At 59.5% G+C, this 16,457-nt stretch carries 12 protein-coding genes and 1 pseudogene; 10 read left to right on the top strand and 3 right to left on the bottom strand.

Annotated elements, in window-relative coordinates; translation table 11 throughout:
* Positions 1 to 66: 66 nt before the first annotated feature.
* The 8 genes and pseudogenes from NKH91_RS24655 to NKH91_RS24690 form a co-directional block, all read left to right on the top strand.
* A pseudogene (locus tag NKH91_RS24655) lies at positions 67 to 423 on the top strand (helix-turn-helix domain-containing protein); the annotation flags it as partial.
* Between the two features lie 238 nt (positions 424 to 661).
* Positions 662 to 2,140 carry a nitrogenase cofactor biosynthesis protein NifB gene (gene nifB, locus NKH91_RS24660; protein WP_352811392.1) on the top strand — a complete coding sequence of 493 codons (1,479 nt, stop codon included), beginning with the start codon at positions 662 to 664 and terminating at the stop codon, positions 2,138 to 2,140.
* Between the two features lie 32 nt (positions 2,141 to 2,172).
* The gene (locus NKH91_RS32420) at positions 2,173 to 2,367 is read left to right on the top strand and encodes a 4Fe-4S dicluster domain-containing protein (protein WP_023678248.1); all 195 of its coding nucleotides are present in this window, start codon (positions 2,173 to 2,175) and stop codon (positions 2,365 to 2,367) included.
* 99 nt (positions 2,368 to 2,466) lie between these two features.
* Positions 2,467 to 2,787: a nitrogen fixation protein NifZ gene (locus NKH91_RS24670; RefSeq protein ID WP_352450751.1), complete on the top strand. Its 321-nt coding sequence runs from the start codon at positions 2,467 to 2,469 to the stop codon at positions 2,785 to 2,787.
* Positions 2,784 to 2,996, top strand: a complete 213-nt coding sequence (nifT, locus tag NKH91_RS24675) for a putative nitrogen fixation protein NifT (protein ID WP_023678250.1) — start codon at positions 2,784 to 2,786, stop codon at positions 2,994 to 2,996. The genes NKH91_RS24670 and nifT overlap by 4 nt, the downstream gene beginning before the upstream one ends.
* A 38-nt stretch (positions 2,997 to 3,034) precedes the next feature.
* Positions 3,035 to 3,940 (top strand): SIR2 family NAD-dependent protein deacylase, encoded by a 906-nt coding sequence (locus tag NKH91_RS24680; protein WP_352811389.1) that lies wholly within the window; start codon positions 3,035 to 3,037, stop codon positions 3,938 to 3,940.
* Between the two features lie 72 nt (positions 3,941 to 4,012).
* Positions 4,013 to 5,881, top strand: coding sequence for an ABC transporter ATP-binding protein (locus NKH91_RS24685; RefSeq protein ID WP_352811387.1), 1,869 nt, complete (start codon positions 4,013 to 4,015; stop codon positions 5,879 to 5,881).
* The gene (locus NKH91_RS24690; protein ID WP_352811385.1) at positions 5,881 to 7,776 is read left to right on the top strand and encodes an ABC transporter ATP-binding protein; all 1,896 of its coding nucleotides are present in this window, start codon (positions 5,881 to 5,883) and stop codon (positions 7,774 to 7,776) included. Before NKH91_RS24685 ends, NKH91_RS24690 begins: the two co-directional genes overlap by 1 nt.
* Positions 7,777 to 8,376: 600 nt before the next feature.
* On the opposite strand, the gene NKH91_RS24695 is transcribed toward NKH91_RS24690, so the two are convergent.
* The 3 genes from NKH91_RS24695 to nifA form a co-directional block, all read right to left on the bottom strand.
* Positions 8,377 to 9,417: an LLM class flavin-dependent oxidoreductase gene (locus tag NKH91_RS24695; protein WP_352811383.1), complete on the bottom strand. Its 1,041-nt coding sequence runs from the start codon at positions 9,415 to 9,417 to the stop codon at positions 8,377 to 8,379.
* Positions 9,418 to 9,508: 91 nt separating this feature from the next.
* A complete protein-coding gene (gene hisC, locus NKH91_RS24700) occupies positions 9,509 to 10,648 on the bottom strand; it encodes a histidinol-phosphate transaminase (RefSeq protein ID WP_352705412.1) in 1,140 nt (379 codons plus the stop codon).
* Between the two features lie 235 nt (positions 10,649 to 10,883).
* On the bottom strand, positions 10,884 to 12,656 hold the full coding sequence (gene nifA / locus NKH91_RS24705) for a nif-specific transcriptional activator NifA (RefSeq protein WP_352811380.1): 1,773 nt from the start codon (positions 12,654 to 12,656) through the stop codon (positions 10,884 to 10,886).
* A gap of 996 nt (positions 12,657 to 13,652) precedes the next feature.
* Here nifA and NKH91_RS24710 point away from each other — a divergent pair.
* A complete protein-coding gene (locus tag NKH91_RS24710) occupies positions 13,653 to 14,981 on the top strand; it encodes a dicarboxylate/amino acid:cation symporter (protein WP_352715594.1) in 1,329 nt (442 codons plus the stop codon).
* A 302-nt stretch (positions 14,982 to 15,283) separates the two neighbouring features.
* Complete coding sequence (locus NKH91_RS24715) at positions 15,284 to 16,315, top strand: LacI family DNA-binding transcriptional regulator (protein ID WP_352687758.1); 1,032 nt, start codon at positions 15,284 to 15,286, stop codon at positions 16,313 to 16,315.
* The last annotated feature ends 142 nt before the right edge of the window (positions 16,316 to 16,457 follow it).

Raw genomic sequence — 16,457 nt, forward strand, 5'->3', positions numbered from 1 at the left:
AGGTGTTTCCATGGCTCACGTACCGCAAGATCGGGTCGACGAGGTAGCACCTCGGGATACCCGCCCTCATCCGATTTCGCCTGTGAGAAGAGCCAGTGCCTTTCCTGGCTCCTCTGGAAGCGAGCCGACCGCTCGAATGGCGGCAATACCATCGACGATCTCGCACGGGTCAACGCAGTGCCGGTCGGATTGCGGCTGCCGGCCAGTCGCATCGGTGCCTCCGCAGGCAACGTATCTCCCCTTGCGGCCGGCGATCCGAGCGATCCCGCTTGTCCCCCGTGTCTGACGGAACGCGACCGGCTGATCGACGCGATGGACAAAGCCGGGTGGGTTCAGGCCAGGGCGGCTCGTATCCTCGGCCTCACGCCGCGGCAAATCGGCTACGCGCTGCGCCGGCATGGTATCGAGGTGAAGAAATTCTAGACGTCGTGATGACGTCAAACGTAAGCCCGGAGTAGTCTCCCTCACACTCTGCGCGCCCAAGGCTGGTAGCCTTCGCGACCCGATTTGCTTGTCCACTGTCGGAAGCCCGACAAAGGTGTGTCGGAGCAATCCGACGGAATCCGACACGAAAGCCAATTCGTGAACCAAAACCGCTCTTTGAGCTGGCATAGCTCTTGCGGTTTGAACTGCGACATTCACCCAGCAACGGAGCCGTTCGATGTCCGCACCGGCAATTTCGCTTGAGAGCCTCAGCACGACATTCGGTGACCAGTTGCTTGCCACCGTGAAAGCCGGTGGCTGCGCGTCTTCGTCCTGCGGCTCGTCGATAAAGCCGGACGACACGGATCCGGCTATCTGGGAGAAGATCAAGGATCACCCCTGCTTTTCAGAAGAGGCGCATCACTATTTCGCGCGCATGCACGTCGCGGTCGCGCCCGGCTGCAATATCCAGTGCAACTACTGCAATCGCAAATATGACTGCGCCAACGAAAGCCGGCCTGGGGTGGTCTCCGAAAAGCTGACGCCCGACCAGGCGCTACGCAAGGTGGTTGCGGTCGCCAACGAGGTGCCGCAGCTCTCCGTGCTCGGCATCGCCGGACCGGGCGATGCCTGTTACGACTGGAAGAAGACGCAGGCAACGTTCGAACGAGTTGCCAGGGAAATCCCAGACATCAAGTTTTGCATCTCCACGAATGGGCTCGCGCTGCCGGACCATGTCGATGAGCTTGCCGACATGAATGTCGATCACGTGACGATCACCATCAACATGGTCGACCCTGAGATCGGTGCAAAGATCTATCCTTGGATCTTTTACGACCATCGCCGCTACGTCGGCATCGAAGCCGCCCGGATCCTGCACGAGCGGCAGATGTTGGGTCTGGAGATGCTGACCGCGCGCGGCATCCTCACCAAAATCAATTCAGTGATGATCCCCGGCGTGAACGATGAGCATCTGATCCAGGTGAATAGATGGGTCAAGGAGCGAGGCGCGTTCCTGCACAACCTCATGCCGCTGATTTCGGACCCGGCGCACGGCACGCACTACGGACTGAGCGGGCAACGCGGCCCAAACGCAATGGAGATGAAGGCTCTTCAGGATCGTGTCGAAGGCGGCGCCCAGTTGATGCGCCACTGCCGGCAGTGCCGGGCAGATGCCGTCGGCCTGCTCGGAGAGGATCGTGGCCAGGAATTCACAGTCGACCGGATTCCCGGCGAGGTCACCTACGATGCCAGCAATCGCAAGGCCTATCGGGAGCTGGTCGCGGAGGAGCGCCGTGATCACGTGGCGGCTAGGAGAGAAGCGATCGGATTGGTCAAGGCAGCGAGCCCCGGCAAGTCCCTTCTCTTCGCGGTGGCGACCAAGGGCGGCGGCCGCGTCAATGAACATTTCGGCCATGCGAAGGAATTCCAGGTTTATCAAGCCTCGCCGAGAGGGATCAGTTTTGCCGGGCATCGGAAGGTGGAGCAGTATTGCCTCGGCGGCTGGGGCGGAGAAGCCGCCCTCGATGGCGTCATCGCAGCGCTTGAAGGCATAGATATCGTGCTGTGCGCCAAGATCGGAAACTGCCCGCAGGATCAGCTCGCCGACGCTGGAATCCAAGCCACCGACGCATATGCCCACGACTATATCGAGACCGCAATCAGCGCGATTTACGCGGCCGCGTCTGGGACCCCCGCACTCGCGGCGACGGCCTGAGCGCGTCTCATCCATTCGGACCAGGAGTTAAAATGGCTTTCAAGATCATCGCATCCCAATGCACCCAATGCGGCGCCTGCGAATTCGAGTGTCCCTCCGGCGCGATCAAGTTCAAAGGCGAGAGCTATGTGATCGAGCCGCAAAAGTGCACCGAATGCGAGGGGGTCTTCGATGCGCAGCAATGTGCCTCGGTATGCCCGGTGCCGAAGACCTGCGTTCCTGCGTGACGGACATTGGGCCGCCGACATGGTCGGGGATGCCTTCGCAGGACGCCTGGAACGCCTTTGTTCACAATCTGCAGCCTCAAGAGAAATCAGGGAACGGACATGTCGCTCGGACGCGAAGAGGAGGTCGAAATCCGCAGGCCTCCACGATTCATGCCGGGAGAGCGGGTACGTGCCACTCGCCACATAAAGAATGACGGCACCTATCCTGGCAGGGAGATCGGCGAAAATCTCGTGCGGAAGGGCGACGAGGGATATGTGCGCGACATTGGCACCTTTCTCCAGCAGTTCTTCATCTATGCGGTCGAATGGATCGACCGTGGCACAGTCGTCGGCATGCGAGCGCGTGAACTGATGAGCCTCGACAAAGCCGAGGTGCCCTGCAGTGCTGATAGCAATACCAATGAAGGGACGGCCAGATGAAAGTCATGATCCGCAGGACCGATGCTGGCTTGTCGGCGTATGTCCCGAAGAAGGACCTCGAAGAGCCGATCATCAAGCTCGAGAAGGAAGAGTTGTGGGGCGGAACTGTGACGCTCAGGAACGGGTGGCGGCTCCTCCTACCCGATCTTCCACGGGATACGCGTCTGCCGATCACCGTCGAGGCAAGGAAGGTTTCCGAAGAGGACTGATGCTGCCCGTTCATAAGGTGCGTCGCGAGGAAACGAGCATGAACACGATCCTGACATCGGGCCACCTGGTCATCGTGCGGGACAGTTTTGCCGAAAAGCTGCTTGACCTGGCGAAGGAAGCGCTCGCCGCCGATCAGGTGATCCCCTATCTCGGTCCGGGTCTTCTTGGGTTCAACTGTGCGGAACCGCCTGTGCCGCATACGCCCGAGGTCGTTGCCGCGGCACTCAATGCACGGGCGCCAGCCCCTTCCAGGATCCGCACCAATATGTGGTCGGTTGCGCAGTTCATCGAACAGCGCCGGCATCGCCGGACGCTTCAAGCTTGGATGACCGACATATTCGCAGCGCCGGTGGCGCCTACCCTCCTCCACGCCTGGCTCGCAAGGCTGCCGCTCTCCCTCATCGTCGACAGCTGGTACGACGGCGCGATGCGCACGGCTCTCGTAGAGACCGGCCGAACGGACGTCGTTGAGATACAAGGCGTCACGCGGGCGAACGAAATCGGTAACATTTGGACGAAAACCTACGATTTGTCCGGGAGGGAACTCGACCCCCGATCGGGGGCAAAGACGGTTCTCTATACACCTCACGGGAGTATTGGGCCGGCGCAAAACTTTCTCGTCGCAGATTCCGACTATGTCGAAGTCCTGACCGAAATCGATATCCAGTCACCGATCCCAGACGTGGTGAAGGAACGGCGCATCACCCGTGGATTTTTCTTCGTTGGCTGCCGCTTCAACGATCAGATGCTGCGCACCTACGCCAGGCAGATCATGAAGCGCTCCCGAGGTCCACATTGCGCGGTAATGGACGCGGAAACGCTGACCAGAAACGAAGCGCGTTTCCTTGCGGCAAGCGGAATCACGGTGATCGACATGCCAGTAAGTGCAGCCGCGGCTCGGCTTATAGGAACGGGCACTGCTGCAGGTGGTGGACAGGATTAACAATGGCGGGCCCCTTTGATGATTGGTCCTTCGGCTTGCCTCGAGGCGCAAAATGCAGTCGGGAATACACCCGTGAGCAGTGATGCTATCGGCAGCGCAACGAACGCTCTGAATTCGTTGACCGATGTGGAAGCGGCGCGCTGGGGCCGGGATTTGAGTACGCTGTTGCGCATCACGCGTATGAATTTGCGGCATCCCTGGCAGGTCGCCTTCGCTATGGGCTCGACGATCATGGCGGCAATCCTCCAGTTGCTCATTCCCCAGCTTCTCGGCCGGGCTGTCGACCAGACCCAGGCAGCCATCGGGGGCGGTGTCGCGGGGAACGCGGCAGGACAAACGCTCTGGACCCCGGCTCTCCTGCTGCTCGCCGTCAGCGCGCTACGCGGCCTTTTCACGATGGCGCAGAACTATTTTGCCGAAGCCGTCGGGCATCATGTCGCGTACGAACTGCGGCTCGCCTACTACGACAAGATCCAGCGTCTCAGCTTTTCCTTTCACGACCGGGTCCATTCAGGCGATCTGATCACCATCGGAATGCTCGATCTCCAAGGCGTGCGGATGTATTTTTCCACCGCGCTCGTTCGCGTGGTCCTGCTCACCATGCTGATCGGGATCGGCGCCTACATGATGATCTCGACCGATCCCATGCTCGGCCTGGTCGCGCTGAGCTTCGTGCCTTTTGTCGCCTGGCGCTCATCGACCACACAGCTTAGGCTGCGCGCAACCTGGCTCGACCTCTATGAGCGCCTTTCGGTACTAAGCCGCGTGATGAAGGAAAATCTCGCAGGCATCCGCGTGGTCCGCGCTTTTGCGGCTCAATCCTATGAGATGCTGAAGTTCGACCGCGCTTCCAAGAACGCGCTCGGCCTCGCCAACGATCTCGTTGACATCTACGTACCCAGCACGTCGGCGATGACCTTGTCCTTCTTTTTCGCAATGGGATTGGTGCTTTGGATCGGTGGCAACAAGCTCGTCGCTGGCGAGATCAGCGTCGGAACCATGGCGACCTTCCTGACCTTCATGACCATCCTGCAAATGCCAGTCCGCCAGATCGGCCTCATGGTCAATGCCTTTGCCCGCGCTTCTAGCTGCGGTTCGCGGCTTTTCGGTCTCCTCGATCAGGAGATCACAATCAGGGATGCTCTCGAGGCCAGACCGCTTGAGATAAGCGACGGCACTCTGCGCTTCCACAATGTCTCGTTTGCGTACCCCAGCGCCGAAAACCGCGCCATTCTGAAGAACCTCAGCTTTGAGGCCTGTAGAGGCGAGACGATCGCGATCGTCGGTCCGCCGGGTTCCGGCAAATCGACGATGGCTCATCTGGTCCCCCGCTTTTACGACGTGAGCGGTGGCGCCATCACGCTGGACGGCCAGGACATACGCAATGTCACCCTCGGGACGCTTCGCAAGGCGGTCGCCGTCGTACAGCAGGATGCATTCCTATTCACCACCACGATCGAGAACAACATCGCTTATGGCGATCCCTGGGCGAAGAGAGAGCGAATAGAACGCGCTGGCGAATTCGCCCAGCTCCACAACTACGTACTCGGGCTCCCAGCAGGCTACGAGACGGTCGTGGGCGAACGCGGCGTCTCTCTCTCTGGCGGCCAGCGCCAGCGTCTCACGATTGCTCGCACCATGATGCTGCGCCCCTCCGTCGTCGTTTTCGACGACTCAACGGCCGCGATCGATGCCGGCACCGAGCAGCGCATCCGCGCGGCGATGCGGCGCTTCGCCAAGGATCGGGTGACGATCATCATCGCGCACCGGCTGAGTGCGCTTATGCACGCCGACCAGATCCTTTTTGTCGATAAGGGCGAAATAGTAGAACGCGGGACGCATCAAGAGCTTTTGGCGAAGCGGGGACGCTACAGGGCCCTTTACGATCTCCAGACGCGCCCGGGTGATGACATCATGACCCAGTATGGGGGTGCCCGCTGATGGCCCAGGGCCGCGCCGGCGAACTCGAAGCCGAACGTGACGACGGCAGACGCCCTCCGCGCGCGGTTGTCGGCTCGCACCGTATCGAGGAGGAGATGTTCGGCCGGGCTTTCGACAAGAGCATCCTCCGGCGCATCTGGGCCTTCGTCCGTCCCTATCGTGCCAGGGTAGTCATCACGATTGCCGCAATGCTGATCTTCACCGGGACGCAGCTTCTCGTCCCGTTGATCATCCGCTCCGCGATCGACCAGGGCATGAACCCGGCAAGGACCGATCGCTCAGCCCAGCTTGCGGCCGTCGGCGCGTTCGTTTTGGCGATTTTGGTCAATTTCACCGCCGGCTACATACAGGAGACGGTGGTTGGGAAAGTGGCCGAAACTGTCCTGTTCGACATCCGCCGCGCCATGTTCGGCCATCTGCAGAAGGTTTCGCTCTCCTTCATGGACAAGACCGAGGTCGGACGCCTGATGTCGCGCCTGCAAGGCGACGTCAACTCCATACAGGAATTCCTCGAAACCTCGGTATATTCCGTAGGCGATGTTGCGCTTCTCTTCGGCATCGTTTTCGTAATGCTGTGGCTCGACTTCCGCCTCGGCCTCCTGACGCTCTCGGGCCTGCCGGTCCTGGTGATCGTCCGCATTGTCTGGCTGCCGCGTGCCCGCGACGCCTTCATGGCTGCACACGAGACTAATTCCGTGGTCAACGGCGCGCTGGCCGAAGCCATTCACGGCGTGCGCACCGTCCAGTCCATGGACCGCCAGCAGGTGAATTCCATTCTTTTTGACGACAAGGCCCATGCCAACCTCAGGACCCACCTGATCGCTGCCAAATATGCACTGGTCATGGTGCCTATCGTCGATGGCCTCACCGGCCTCGCCATGGCCGCCGTTATTGTGGTCGGCGGCTCGATGGTCATGAATGGCCGCATAGATGTGGGCATATTGGTTGCCTTCCTATTTTACATCCAGCGCTTCTTTGACCCGATCCGCTCACTCTCCCTGCAATATTCGGTCATGCAGCGCGCCATGGCCTCAGGCAAGCGCCTGACCGATGTGCTCGACGTCAAGATCGATGTTCAGGACAAACCCAATGCCGAGGTGCTTTCGCCCGAAATGGACGGCTCGGTCGAGTTCAGGGACGTCACCTTCGGCTACAATCCGAACCGTTCGGTGCTGAAAAATGTTTCCTTCCGGGTCAATCCCGGCGAGACGGTCGCACTGGTCGGGCCGAGCGGTTCTGGCAAATCGAGTGCGATGGCCCTGGTCCACCGCTTCTATGATGTTCAGCAGGGCCAAGTGCTGGTCGGCGGACATGATGTGCGCGATCTCACCCAGAAATCGCTCGGCCGCCAGGTCGCCATGGTGCTGCAGGAGCCGTTCCTGTTCACCGGGACGGTCTTCGAGAACATTCGATACCACAAGACAGAGGCCACGCGCGACAAGGTGATCGAGGCGGCCAAGGCGGTCGGCGCCCACGACTTCATCATGAGCCTCGCCGACGGGTATGAGACCCAACTTGGCGAACGCGGCGACAACTTATCTCTCGGACAGCGCCAGCTTATCAGTTTCGCCCGCGCCCTCGTCGCCGACGCCAAGATCCTCGTGCTCGACGAAGCTACCGCCAACATCGACAGCTACACGGAAATGCAGATTCAGAAGGCTCTGATAAAGCTGCTTGAAGGGCGCACTGGCCTCGTCATCGCCCACCGTCTTGCCACGATCCGGGGTGCGGACCGCATCATCGTGCTTCAGAATGGCCAAGTTGTTGCGACTGGCAACCACGATCAGCTAATAGCCGTGGGGGGCCTGTATTCCAAACTCTACAATCTCAACTACGCCTCCTTCGACGATATTCCCGAACACGATACGACCGTACAAGCCGGCTCCGAGACCTGACGTCTTGGCGGCCTTGTGGTACTGGCATTGACTTCGGGCGTGCCGGCGGACACTCAGGCCGCCGAAGACGAGGAAGCAGGCAGCATTCATGCAAAGCACTAGCGCAGATCGTGAAGACCGGCTGCGAACGATTTCCTTCAGCATCGTTATCCCGACCGCGGTGCACCCCGCGGCATCGGGCGAACTCGCTCCAGGTGGTGTCCCTCGGCGTAGCAAACCCGCTCGCGAGCGCGCCCTCAACAGCGCCGTAGCGAGTGACGGCTTTGCTACCGCCGAGCCGCTGATGAAGCTGGATCTGGGCGCCGCACCGGCGCCGCCCCGGGCGAGAAGAACCTCTGCGGCGGGCTATGTGCAACGACTAGCGCGAGCGCGACGAGCAGACGCGTGCCGGCACCGTGACGCGCTCGGCCATCATCCCCTTAGGATCGTGCAGGCTCACACGGAGCCTAGACGCCAGCCAACGCACAAACACGGCAATCTGTGCTGCCGCTCGTGCGTCAGTTTGGCCTCCGTCCCGATCTTGCCGTCTCCACCACGTGCACGCTCGAGCACGTGGATGCCAGGGAGCGCTGCTATTTTTACCTTCCGAAAATTGCCTGGTCAGCCAACTCGAGCCATGATTTCGCATTGAATGGTCGTCGCGGTGTACAGGGAAGCATCTAGCGGCAGATTTCCAAATGCCAGTTGACAAAGCAGGTAGTTGGCACCTGCCTCTTCCAACTGATCTAACAGAGCTTTTCGCACAGATTCTGCTGATCCTACCACACACAATTCACGCTCTATTGCCGCATCGAAGGTCAGCGGCAGGTTTGGTGGAGTCGGGATGGCATTAAGGTCGTAAAGGAATTGGAAGCTCTTGAGCCATCGATCGTAAGCAGGTGCCGCCATCGAATACGCGTCTGTTTCAGAACGCCCAACCACGACCATGCGGAGCAATCCAATAAATGGCGCTTGATCGCCCGCGCCAGCGTTGTCCTCTCGATAGCCGCGGAACGCATCAGTAGTTTTGCGAACAGAAGAGGAAGGTCCTACACACGCGATATTTGCTCCATTCGCAGCGGCCCAGGCTGCGGACTCGGGTCGATTGGCGGCGACCCATGTCGGCGGATGTGGACGCTGATGAGGTCTTAGCGTCAAAGGAACGTCTTTGAGCTCAAAATGGCGGCCTTGATAGCACAGCGTGCCAACCTTCATGGCATTAACAAGTATTTCAACAAGAATTTCGCTGGCTTCCGCATAGCGGCCCGGCACCGCGTCCGCACCAATCCCGAAGTAACCCAATTCGATCGGGAGAGCACCGCGCCCTATGCCCAGTTCGAGCCTGCCACCGCTCAACTGGTCCAGCATACAGATCTCTTCGAACGCACGCAGCGGATGATAAAGCGCAAGCAGCATCACCAAGGGTCCGAGACGCAGGCGCCGGGTGCGCTGGGCGACGCTCGATAAGAACAGATTCGGCGATGGACCTCTCCCATGGGGGGTACAGTGGTGCTCTGCGAGATGATAGGCATAGAACCCTAGCTGATCGCACGCCTCTGCTAATATCAGGCGATCTTCGTACTGCCGGGCGATATCGCGGCCGTCCTCGTCCAGATGATCGAATATGCCGAAGGCTAGGTTTGAAGGAAAGACGTTTGTCACTCGATATTGTCCCCGATTTTAAGGCAGGCTGTTCTCTTGCTGGGATGACCAAGCAAGTCGAAAGATAGCAGTGTGTGATCTCGGATTAGCGTCAGCGTACCGAACACGCAGAGCCTGACGCTCCCCTGCCCGTAGTGCTTGGTATGTTTAAGCTTCCAACTATATCGCGAGCGGCAGCAAGAAATGCATCCAATTGCTCTTTTGTGCCGATGCTGACGCGGATGCAATGTTCCAAACCATTGTCCGGAAAGTAGGCAACGAGTATCTTTTGCCTTTCCAAGGCTGCTTGCCACCATGAGCCGTCCTGTCCCGCTGGCACACGGGCTAGCAAGAAATTTGCGTGGGAGGGCGTTACGGAAAATCCAAGTTGCGACAGTGCGGCTGTCACTCGCTGTCGTTCATGTCTGATGTGCTTGTGGTTCTCTGCGTAGGCGCCGCGATGCGCAAGCACGCTGATACCAACCGCATGCCCGATCACGTTCATGTTGAAGACGTTCTGGATGTTGCGCAGCCTGCCAATAATCTCAGGGTGACCGAGACCGAAACCGACGCGAATGCCGGCGGCGGCATAGCTCTTCGAAAATGTTCTCAAGATCAGAAGGTTCGAATAACGGTTGATGAGGCGCAGCCCGTGATCGGGTGCAAAGTCGACGTAGGCCTCATCAAGGACGACCAGGCGATCCGATTGTGACACGAGGCGTTCGATATTGCTTATCGAGAGGAATGTTCCGGTCGGATTGTTTGGATTGGCCACTAGAATGAACTTGGCGTCTTTTGCCGGACCGGAGAGCAATTGCTCCATTGGCAGCGAATGAGTTTGACATCCGATCTCGAGAAACTCAGCACCATGCAACATGGCAAGTTTGCGGTTGAACGAAAACCCTGGCGATATCATCGCCACCTTGTCGCCAGGGGCGAGGAAAGCTCTGTAGATGAGTCCGAGCAGTTCAGACGACCCGTTGCCTGCGATGACCTGATCCGTGGATACGCCATAGGTATTGGACGCTGCTTCCCGCAAGCTGATGTTATCGTCGTCCGGATACAGATACTGGCGATTGAGGGCCGCCACTGCACTTTGCATTATGATTGGCGGCAACGGAAACGGGTTCTCATTCGTATTCAGCTTGACAAAACTTCTGTCCGGCGCTGGTCCGTTGGACGGCAGAGCATCTAACTGTCGCGTCCCTTGCGGAAGAGACGAAAGCACAGCTTGCAGTTTTGCATCGGACATATTTTATCTCCGTTTCAGTCGCACAGGTTCATCCGTATGAGCTCGCAACGAGAGCAACATGGCGGACGGATTGACGATGGCAGCGTCGCCTTTCACAAGATGGTCGCAACGCCGGCTGCCACGGGAATTCGGCCAGGCTGTCCTCGGTCGGATCGACTTGACGCGGACGCGGATCTGCATCCCTGCGCGGGCCAAGCCGCTAAGCGGTCTCAGCTAATCCGCCTGAGTCATGCTTTCACAGACGCTTGACCTCGATGCCGTATTTCCTCAGCACGTAGCCAATCTGGCGCGGGGTCAGTCCAAGCAGGCGCGCCGCCTTTGCCTGCACCCAGCCACATCTTTCCATGGCAGCAATGACGCGCTCGGCGTCGGTGGTCCTCGCGCCCAATGAGTGGGTTGCTCCGGCAGGCGGGACTGTGGTGGCGGCCGAACGAGCGGCCGCATCCGGAGGCGTGGCCGGATTCACTGCCTCTGGCAGGATTGGCGCTGGTTGCAGCGCGGCCTTGCCCGATCTGCTCTTCCGCAGCGCCTCGGCAAAGCACTGGTCGTGGGAGCACGCAAAGTCGTTTCTCCCGATTGATAGTCCCTCCGCCAGGATCGCTGTCCGGTGCACGCAATTTTCAAGCTCGCGAATGTTGCCGGGAAATTCACATTTCATCAGTACTTCAATCGCACGCGGATCGAAGGTCAGCGTACGGCCGTTCTCATCGTTGAAATTCTTGAGAAACTCAGCTGCGAGGAGCGGAATATCGCTGCGCCTTTGGCGTAACGCCGGCACCAGCAAGGGAACCACGTTGATGCGATAATATAGGTCGGCGCGGAACTCATTCCTTGCAACCGCCTCTTCAAGGTTCCTGTTCGTGGCGGCAATCACGCGAACGTCGACCTTGATGGTCTGGTTGCTGCCGACGCGCTCAAACTCCTGCTCCTGCAGTACGCGCAGTAGCTTTGCCTGGAACGAGGCCGAGATCTCGCCGATCTCATCCAGAAACAACGTCCCCTTGTCGGCGAGCTCAAAGCGGCCCTTGCGGGAATTGAACGCGCTTGTGAAGGCACCCTTCTCATGACCGAACAATTCGGATTCCAGGACTGTCTCTGGCAGCGCTGCACAATTGAGTTTGATGAAGGGCCGCTTGGCGCGCGGCGACAACTCGTGAATTGCCTTGGCGACCAGCTCCTTCCCGGTACCGGATTCGCCTCGCAACAGAACCGTGGTCTTTGCCTTAGCTACCACTGCGATCTTCTCGAGCAGCGCGCTTAGCGCCGGACTATCGCCAATCATGCCCTTGACGTGAACCTTCTTGCGCTGCGGTGCAGGGTGCTTGACATCAGAGAATTGCGTTTGCAGCCGATCTTCCACCTCCGTCGGTCGTTCGCGGTCGCCCGCGGAGAAGCGGTGCAACTTGACTGTCTGTCCCACCATGTTGGCTATCATGGTGAGCAGCCGGACATCATAATCGAGCCGATACGTTGACCTGCTGTCCAAGGCGCGGTCGATAGTCAGCGTGCCTACGGCGTTCCCATCAATACGAATGGGAACGCCGATGAAGGACACGGTGTCGGAGGCCCCAAGCACCTCTACGTCAGCGGCAGTGAAGGCCGAATGCACCGCTATGTTCTCGGCGACGAGCGGCGTGTCCGTCGTCACAATCAGATCGATTGCCTTGCGCGGCAGGCGCATCCGGGAGCGCTCATCGCTGTTCTCGTCGCAGCCGGTGACTACGGTGATGTCCAGTACGCCCTCAGCGTCGAAGAGAGCGATGATGCCGTGCCGCATCTGCACAAACGAGGGCAGGAGATCGACGACCTTGGCCAACGTGACTTCGAGCCGGGCGGGGTCGGTGAGTACTTTCGATATTTCGAAGATGCCGGTAAGCGCGTGCTCATGCGATGGCACAAAAGGGACCGCGGTGTTCATCTCGGACTTTGGGTAAGCCCTTTTCGCATCCGGAAGCGAAATGCGGCACTCGCTGGCATTTTGTTCTGATTTGGGAATGTTGTGGTGCATATGATCCTCGATCTCGCGCCATGAAATGCATGCCGGCGGCATGTGCGCCCGCGACGTCGGGGGCAAGCGCGAAAATGCTCTGACGTGAACTCGTGCCACCGCCGTGTGGTCGAGTGCAAAGCGGGTCGACCCCTGACGCATCGCTTGGCTCTCCCTCCACGAAGCTTGGCCACGTTCTCGGCTTGCACGGGGGCAACCACACGTTGATTTTCAAAAGACTGGAGCGAGGCGGGATAGTCAATCGAGCTTTCTTTCATTCGTGAAAGGAAACCTCGCGGCCTATGATAGAATTCATCAGTTCTAATTTTTGTCGGCGATGTTGAACGACAGAAATACGGCGCCGGCGATGCGGTGCCCGAGCGGCTGACCGCGCCGAGTATAAATTGCCGGGCCGTGCCATTCACCAGCGCCTGCGAACCAGGGGCGGGAGCGATAATCACTGCCGACGACACTGGTCGGTCGCGGCAACCGCCATTTCCTCGATATTGATGACGCAGATAAGGCGGCGGCGTCGCGTGTGAAGGCGCGAAGCTGGCGGTCGAGCGCGGCTTTCTCGGCGGTGCTCGGAACTTCTGAACCGCATCGTCGCGGTCAGCACCAGCGGCGTCAATCCCTACGTCTCGACGTCGCTTTCAAGCTGTCGCTGCAGCGGGAGCGCGGCAAAGAACACGGCAATTCTCCGCTCTGGTGCCAGCGATGCGGCCCTTCCCAAAGTCGGCAAACCGAGGAGCCCACCACGATGTGCAGCAAAACCGCAAGCCAGGGAGATCGACCGGCAATCTGCCGGAGAACATCAAGCGCGTGCTGGACGGCGGCCTTGTCATTCCCGTCTTGTGCCACCGCATCCGATCATTGGCGAGCCCAACGTCAGTTCAGGTCATGCGGATCCATTTGGCATGGGTATTGCGGCGGCGTTGGTGCAGCGTTCGACCGCAGCGCCGCGATAGGGAGAAGCCCGGGAGAAGTCACGCCACCTCGATCAGGGAGAGAGAAACAGTGTCAGCTGCACAAGTCCGCGGCGCGAGTCCCGCGCCCCGCAAACCCTTCTATGCCAAGCTTTACGCGCAGGTGCTTGCCGCCATCGCCCTCGGCGTCGCAATTGGCTATTTCTATCCGGGGACCGGCGAGAGCCTGAAGCCGCTGGGTGATGCCTTCATCAAGCTGGTCAAGATGATCATCGCGCCTGTCATCTTCCTGACAATTGCGACCGGCATTGCCGGCATGAACGATCTTCACAAGGTCGGCCGGGTCGCCGGCAAGGCAATGGTCTATTTCCTCACCTTCTCGACGCTCGCGCTGATCGTCGGCCTCATCGTCGCCAATGTCGTCCAGCCTGGCACCGGCCTCAACATCGATCCGACCTCGCTCGATGTCCAGGCCGTGAATACCTATGCCGCAAAGGCCCACGAGCAGTCGGTCACCGGCTTCCTGATGAACATCATCCCGCCAACGATTGTCGGTGCCTTCGCGGAAGGCGACATCCTGCAGGTCCTGTTCTTCTCGGTTCTGTTCGGCATGGCGCTGGCAACGGCCGGAGAGACGGGCAAGCCTGTCGTCTCCTTCCTTCAGGCGCTCATCGCGCCTGTCTTCAAGCTCGTTGGCATTCTGATGAAGGCCGCGCCGATCGGCGCTTTCGGCGCAATGGCCTTCACGATCGGCAAATATGGCATCGGTTCGGTCGTGAACCTCGCGATGCTGGTCGCGACGTTCTATTTCACCGCCTTTCTTTTCGTGTTCGGGATTCTCGGCGCGGTCTGCCGCTACAACGGCTTTTCGATCTTTTCTCTCATTCGCTACATCAAGGAAGAGCTGCTGCTTGTGCTCGCAACGTCCTCCTCGGAGGCCGCGCTCCCCTCGCTCATGCAGAAGATGGAGAAGGCGGGCGCCAGGCGTTCGGTTGTGGGTCTCGTCATCCCGGCCGGATATTCCTTCAATCTGGACGGCACGAATATCTACATGACCCTGGCGGCCCTCTTCATCGCGCAGGCGACGAACACGGACCTGTCAATCGGCGATCAGGTGCTGCTGCTGCTCGTTGCGATGCTTTCCTCCAAGGGCGCTGCAGGTGTCACAGGTGCGGGCTTCATCACCCTGGCTGCTACGCTCGCCGTAGTTCCGAGTGTTCCCGTTGCTGGGATGGCACTGATACTCGGCATCGACCGCTTCATGTCCGAATGCCGGGCGTTGACTAATTGCGTTGGTAACGCAGTGGCATCCCTCGTCGTCGCCCGCTGGGAAGGAGAATTGGACCAAGCGCAGATGAAAGCCGCCTTCTGCGGTAATCAGCTTGCCGAGGCATCAAACCGGCTATCCTCCGCCGAGTAAGGTCGACGCACCGCGACCGGTTTCGGCAAGCTGGTCACATGACCTGAACGATCGACTCGCAGGCTCTAAACGGCGCCTCACGAACCATGTATCAGAAGCGCTAAATGTGTGAGTGCAAATCATCGCCCCCCTAAGCGAATGAACCTTCCGTTATACCCGGCCGGTCTACGTCTGGAGTAGTCCAATACGCTGTCGATCATTCAGTATGCGGGCGTCTTCACTTTGCCCACCCGAAACCATTGTCGAATCGCGCTAGGTGACAGAGAGCCAGCCTGCGTCAAAAACCAATCAGAATAGGACCCATGACCAAGCGCCCCACAATTGCCGATCTCGCCCGCGAATCCCGAGTCAGCGTAGCAACGGTCGATCGGGTTCTGAACGCCCGCCATCCGGTGCGCGAGGAGACCGCGCGGCGGGTCCACGACGCCGCCCACGCGATCGGCTATCATGCTGCCGGGCTCATCAAGCAGCGCTTGCGGCGAGACCTACCGTGCTACCGTCTGGGCTTCATCTTGAGAAAACCGGCCCAGCATTTCTACCAAGACTTTGCGCGCGAGGTCGAAGCGTCGGTCAATTTGGCCCAGTCCTTCCACGGCATTCCGCTCATCCAATTCGCCCCGTCACATATGCCGAGCGACCTAATCGCACCGCTCAAGGATTTGGGCGCACGCTGCCATGCGATCGCGATGGTGGCACCGGACCACCCGAAAATTACAGCAGCGGTTGAGGACCTCAAGGCCAAAGGCATTCCGGTTTTCTCGCTGCTTTCCGACTTCGCCGCCGGCGTGCGACAGGGCTATATCGGCCTCAACAACCGCAAGGTGGGGCGCACGGCCGCTTGGATGGTGTCCAAGGTCGCAAAACGGCCCGGCAAGGTGGCGGTGTTTGTCGGTAGCCATCGTTTCCAGGGGCACGAGCTCCGTGACGTCGGCTTTCGCTCCTATTGCCGTGAGAACGCGCCGACGTTCGAGGTGCTCGATCCGCTTGTGAACCTGGAGAAACGGCAGGTCACCTACGAGGCAACGCTTGATCTCATGCAGCGGGAACCCGAGCTCGTCGGCTTCTATGTCGCCGGGGGCGGCATGGAGGGCGCCATCTCCGCGGTCCGGGAAGAGGGTAAAAGTCGCGATCTCGTCGCGATCGTGAATGAAATCACGCCGGAATCTCGGGCGGCACTCGCTGATAACATCATCACGATGGCGGTCGCCACGCCAATGCGCCGGCTTTCCCAGGAGCTGATAACGCTGATGACGCGGGCTATCGAGACCGGCACTGCTGAAACACCAGGACAGACATTTCTGCCGTTCGACATTCATCTGCCGGAAAATATATGAAACTGATGGCTTCTATCGTAAGCGGGGAAGTTTCCTTTCATAAATGAGAGAAAGTTGATTGATGATCCCATCCACGCGGGGTAGCCGCACCCCACAGGCCTCAGCCGCGGCCCAGGATGAAGCGCCAATTGGGTGAACGGAT

Source organism: Mesorhizobium sp. M0894 (assembly GCF_040319725.1).
GTDB lineage: Bacteria > Pseudomonadota > Alphaproteobacteria > Rhizobiales > Rhizobiaceae > Mesorhizobium.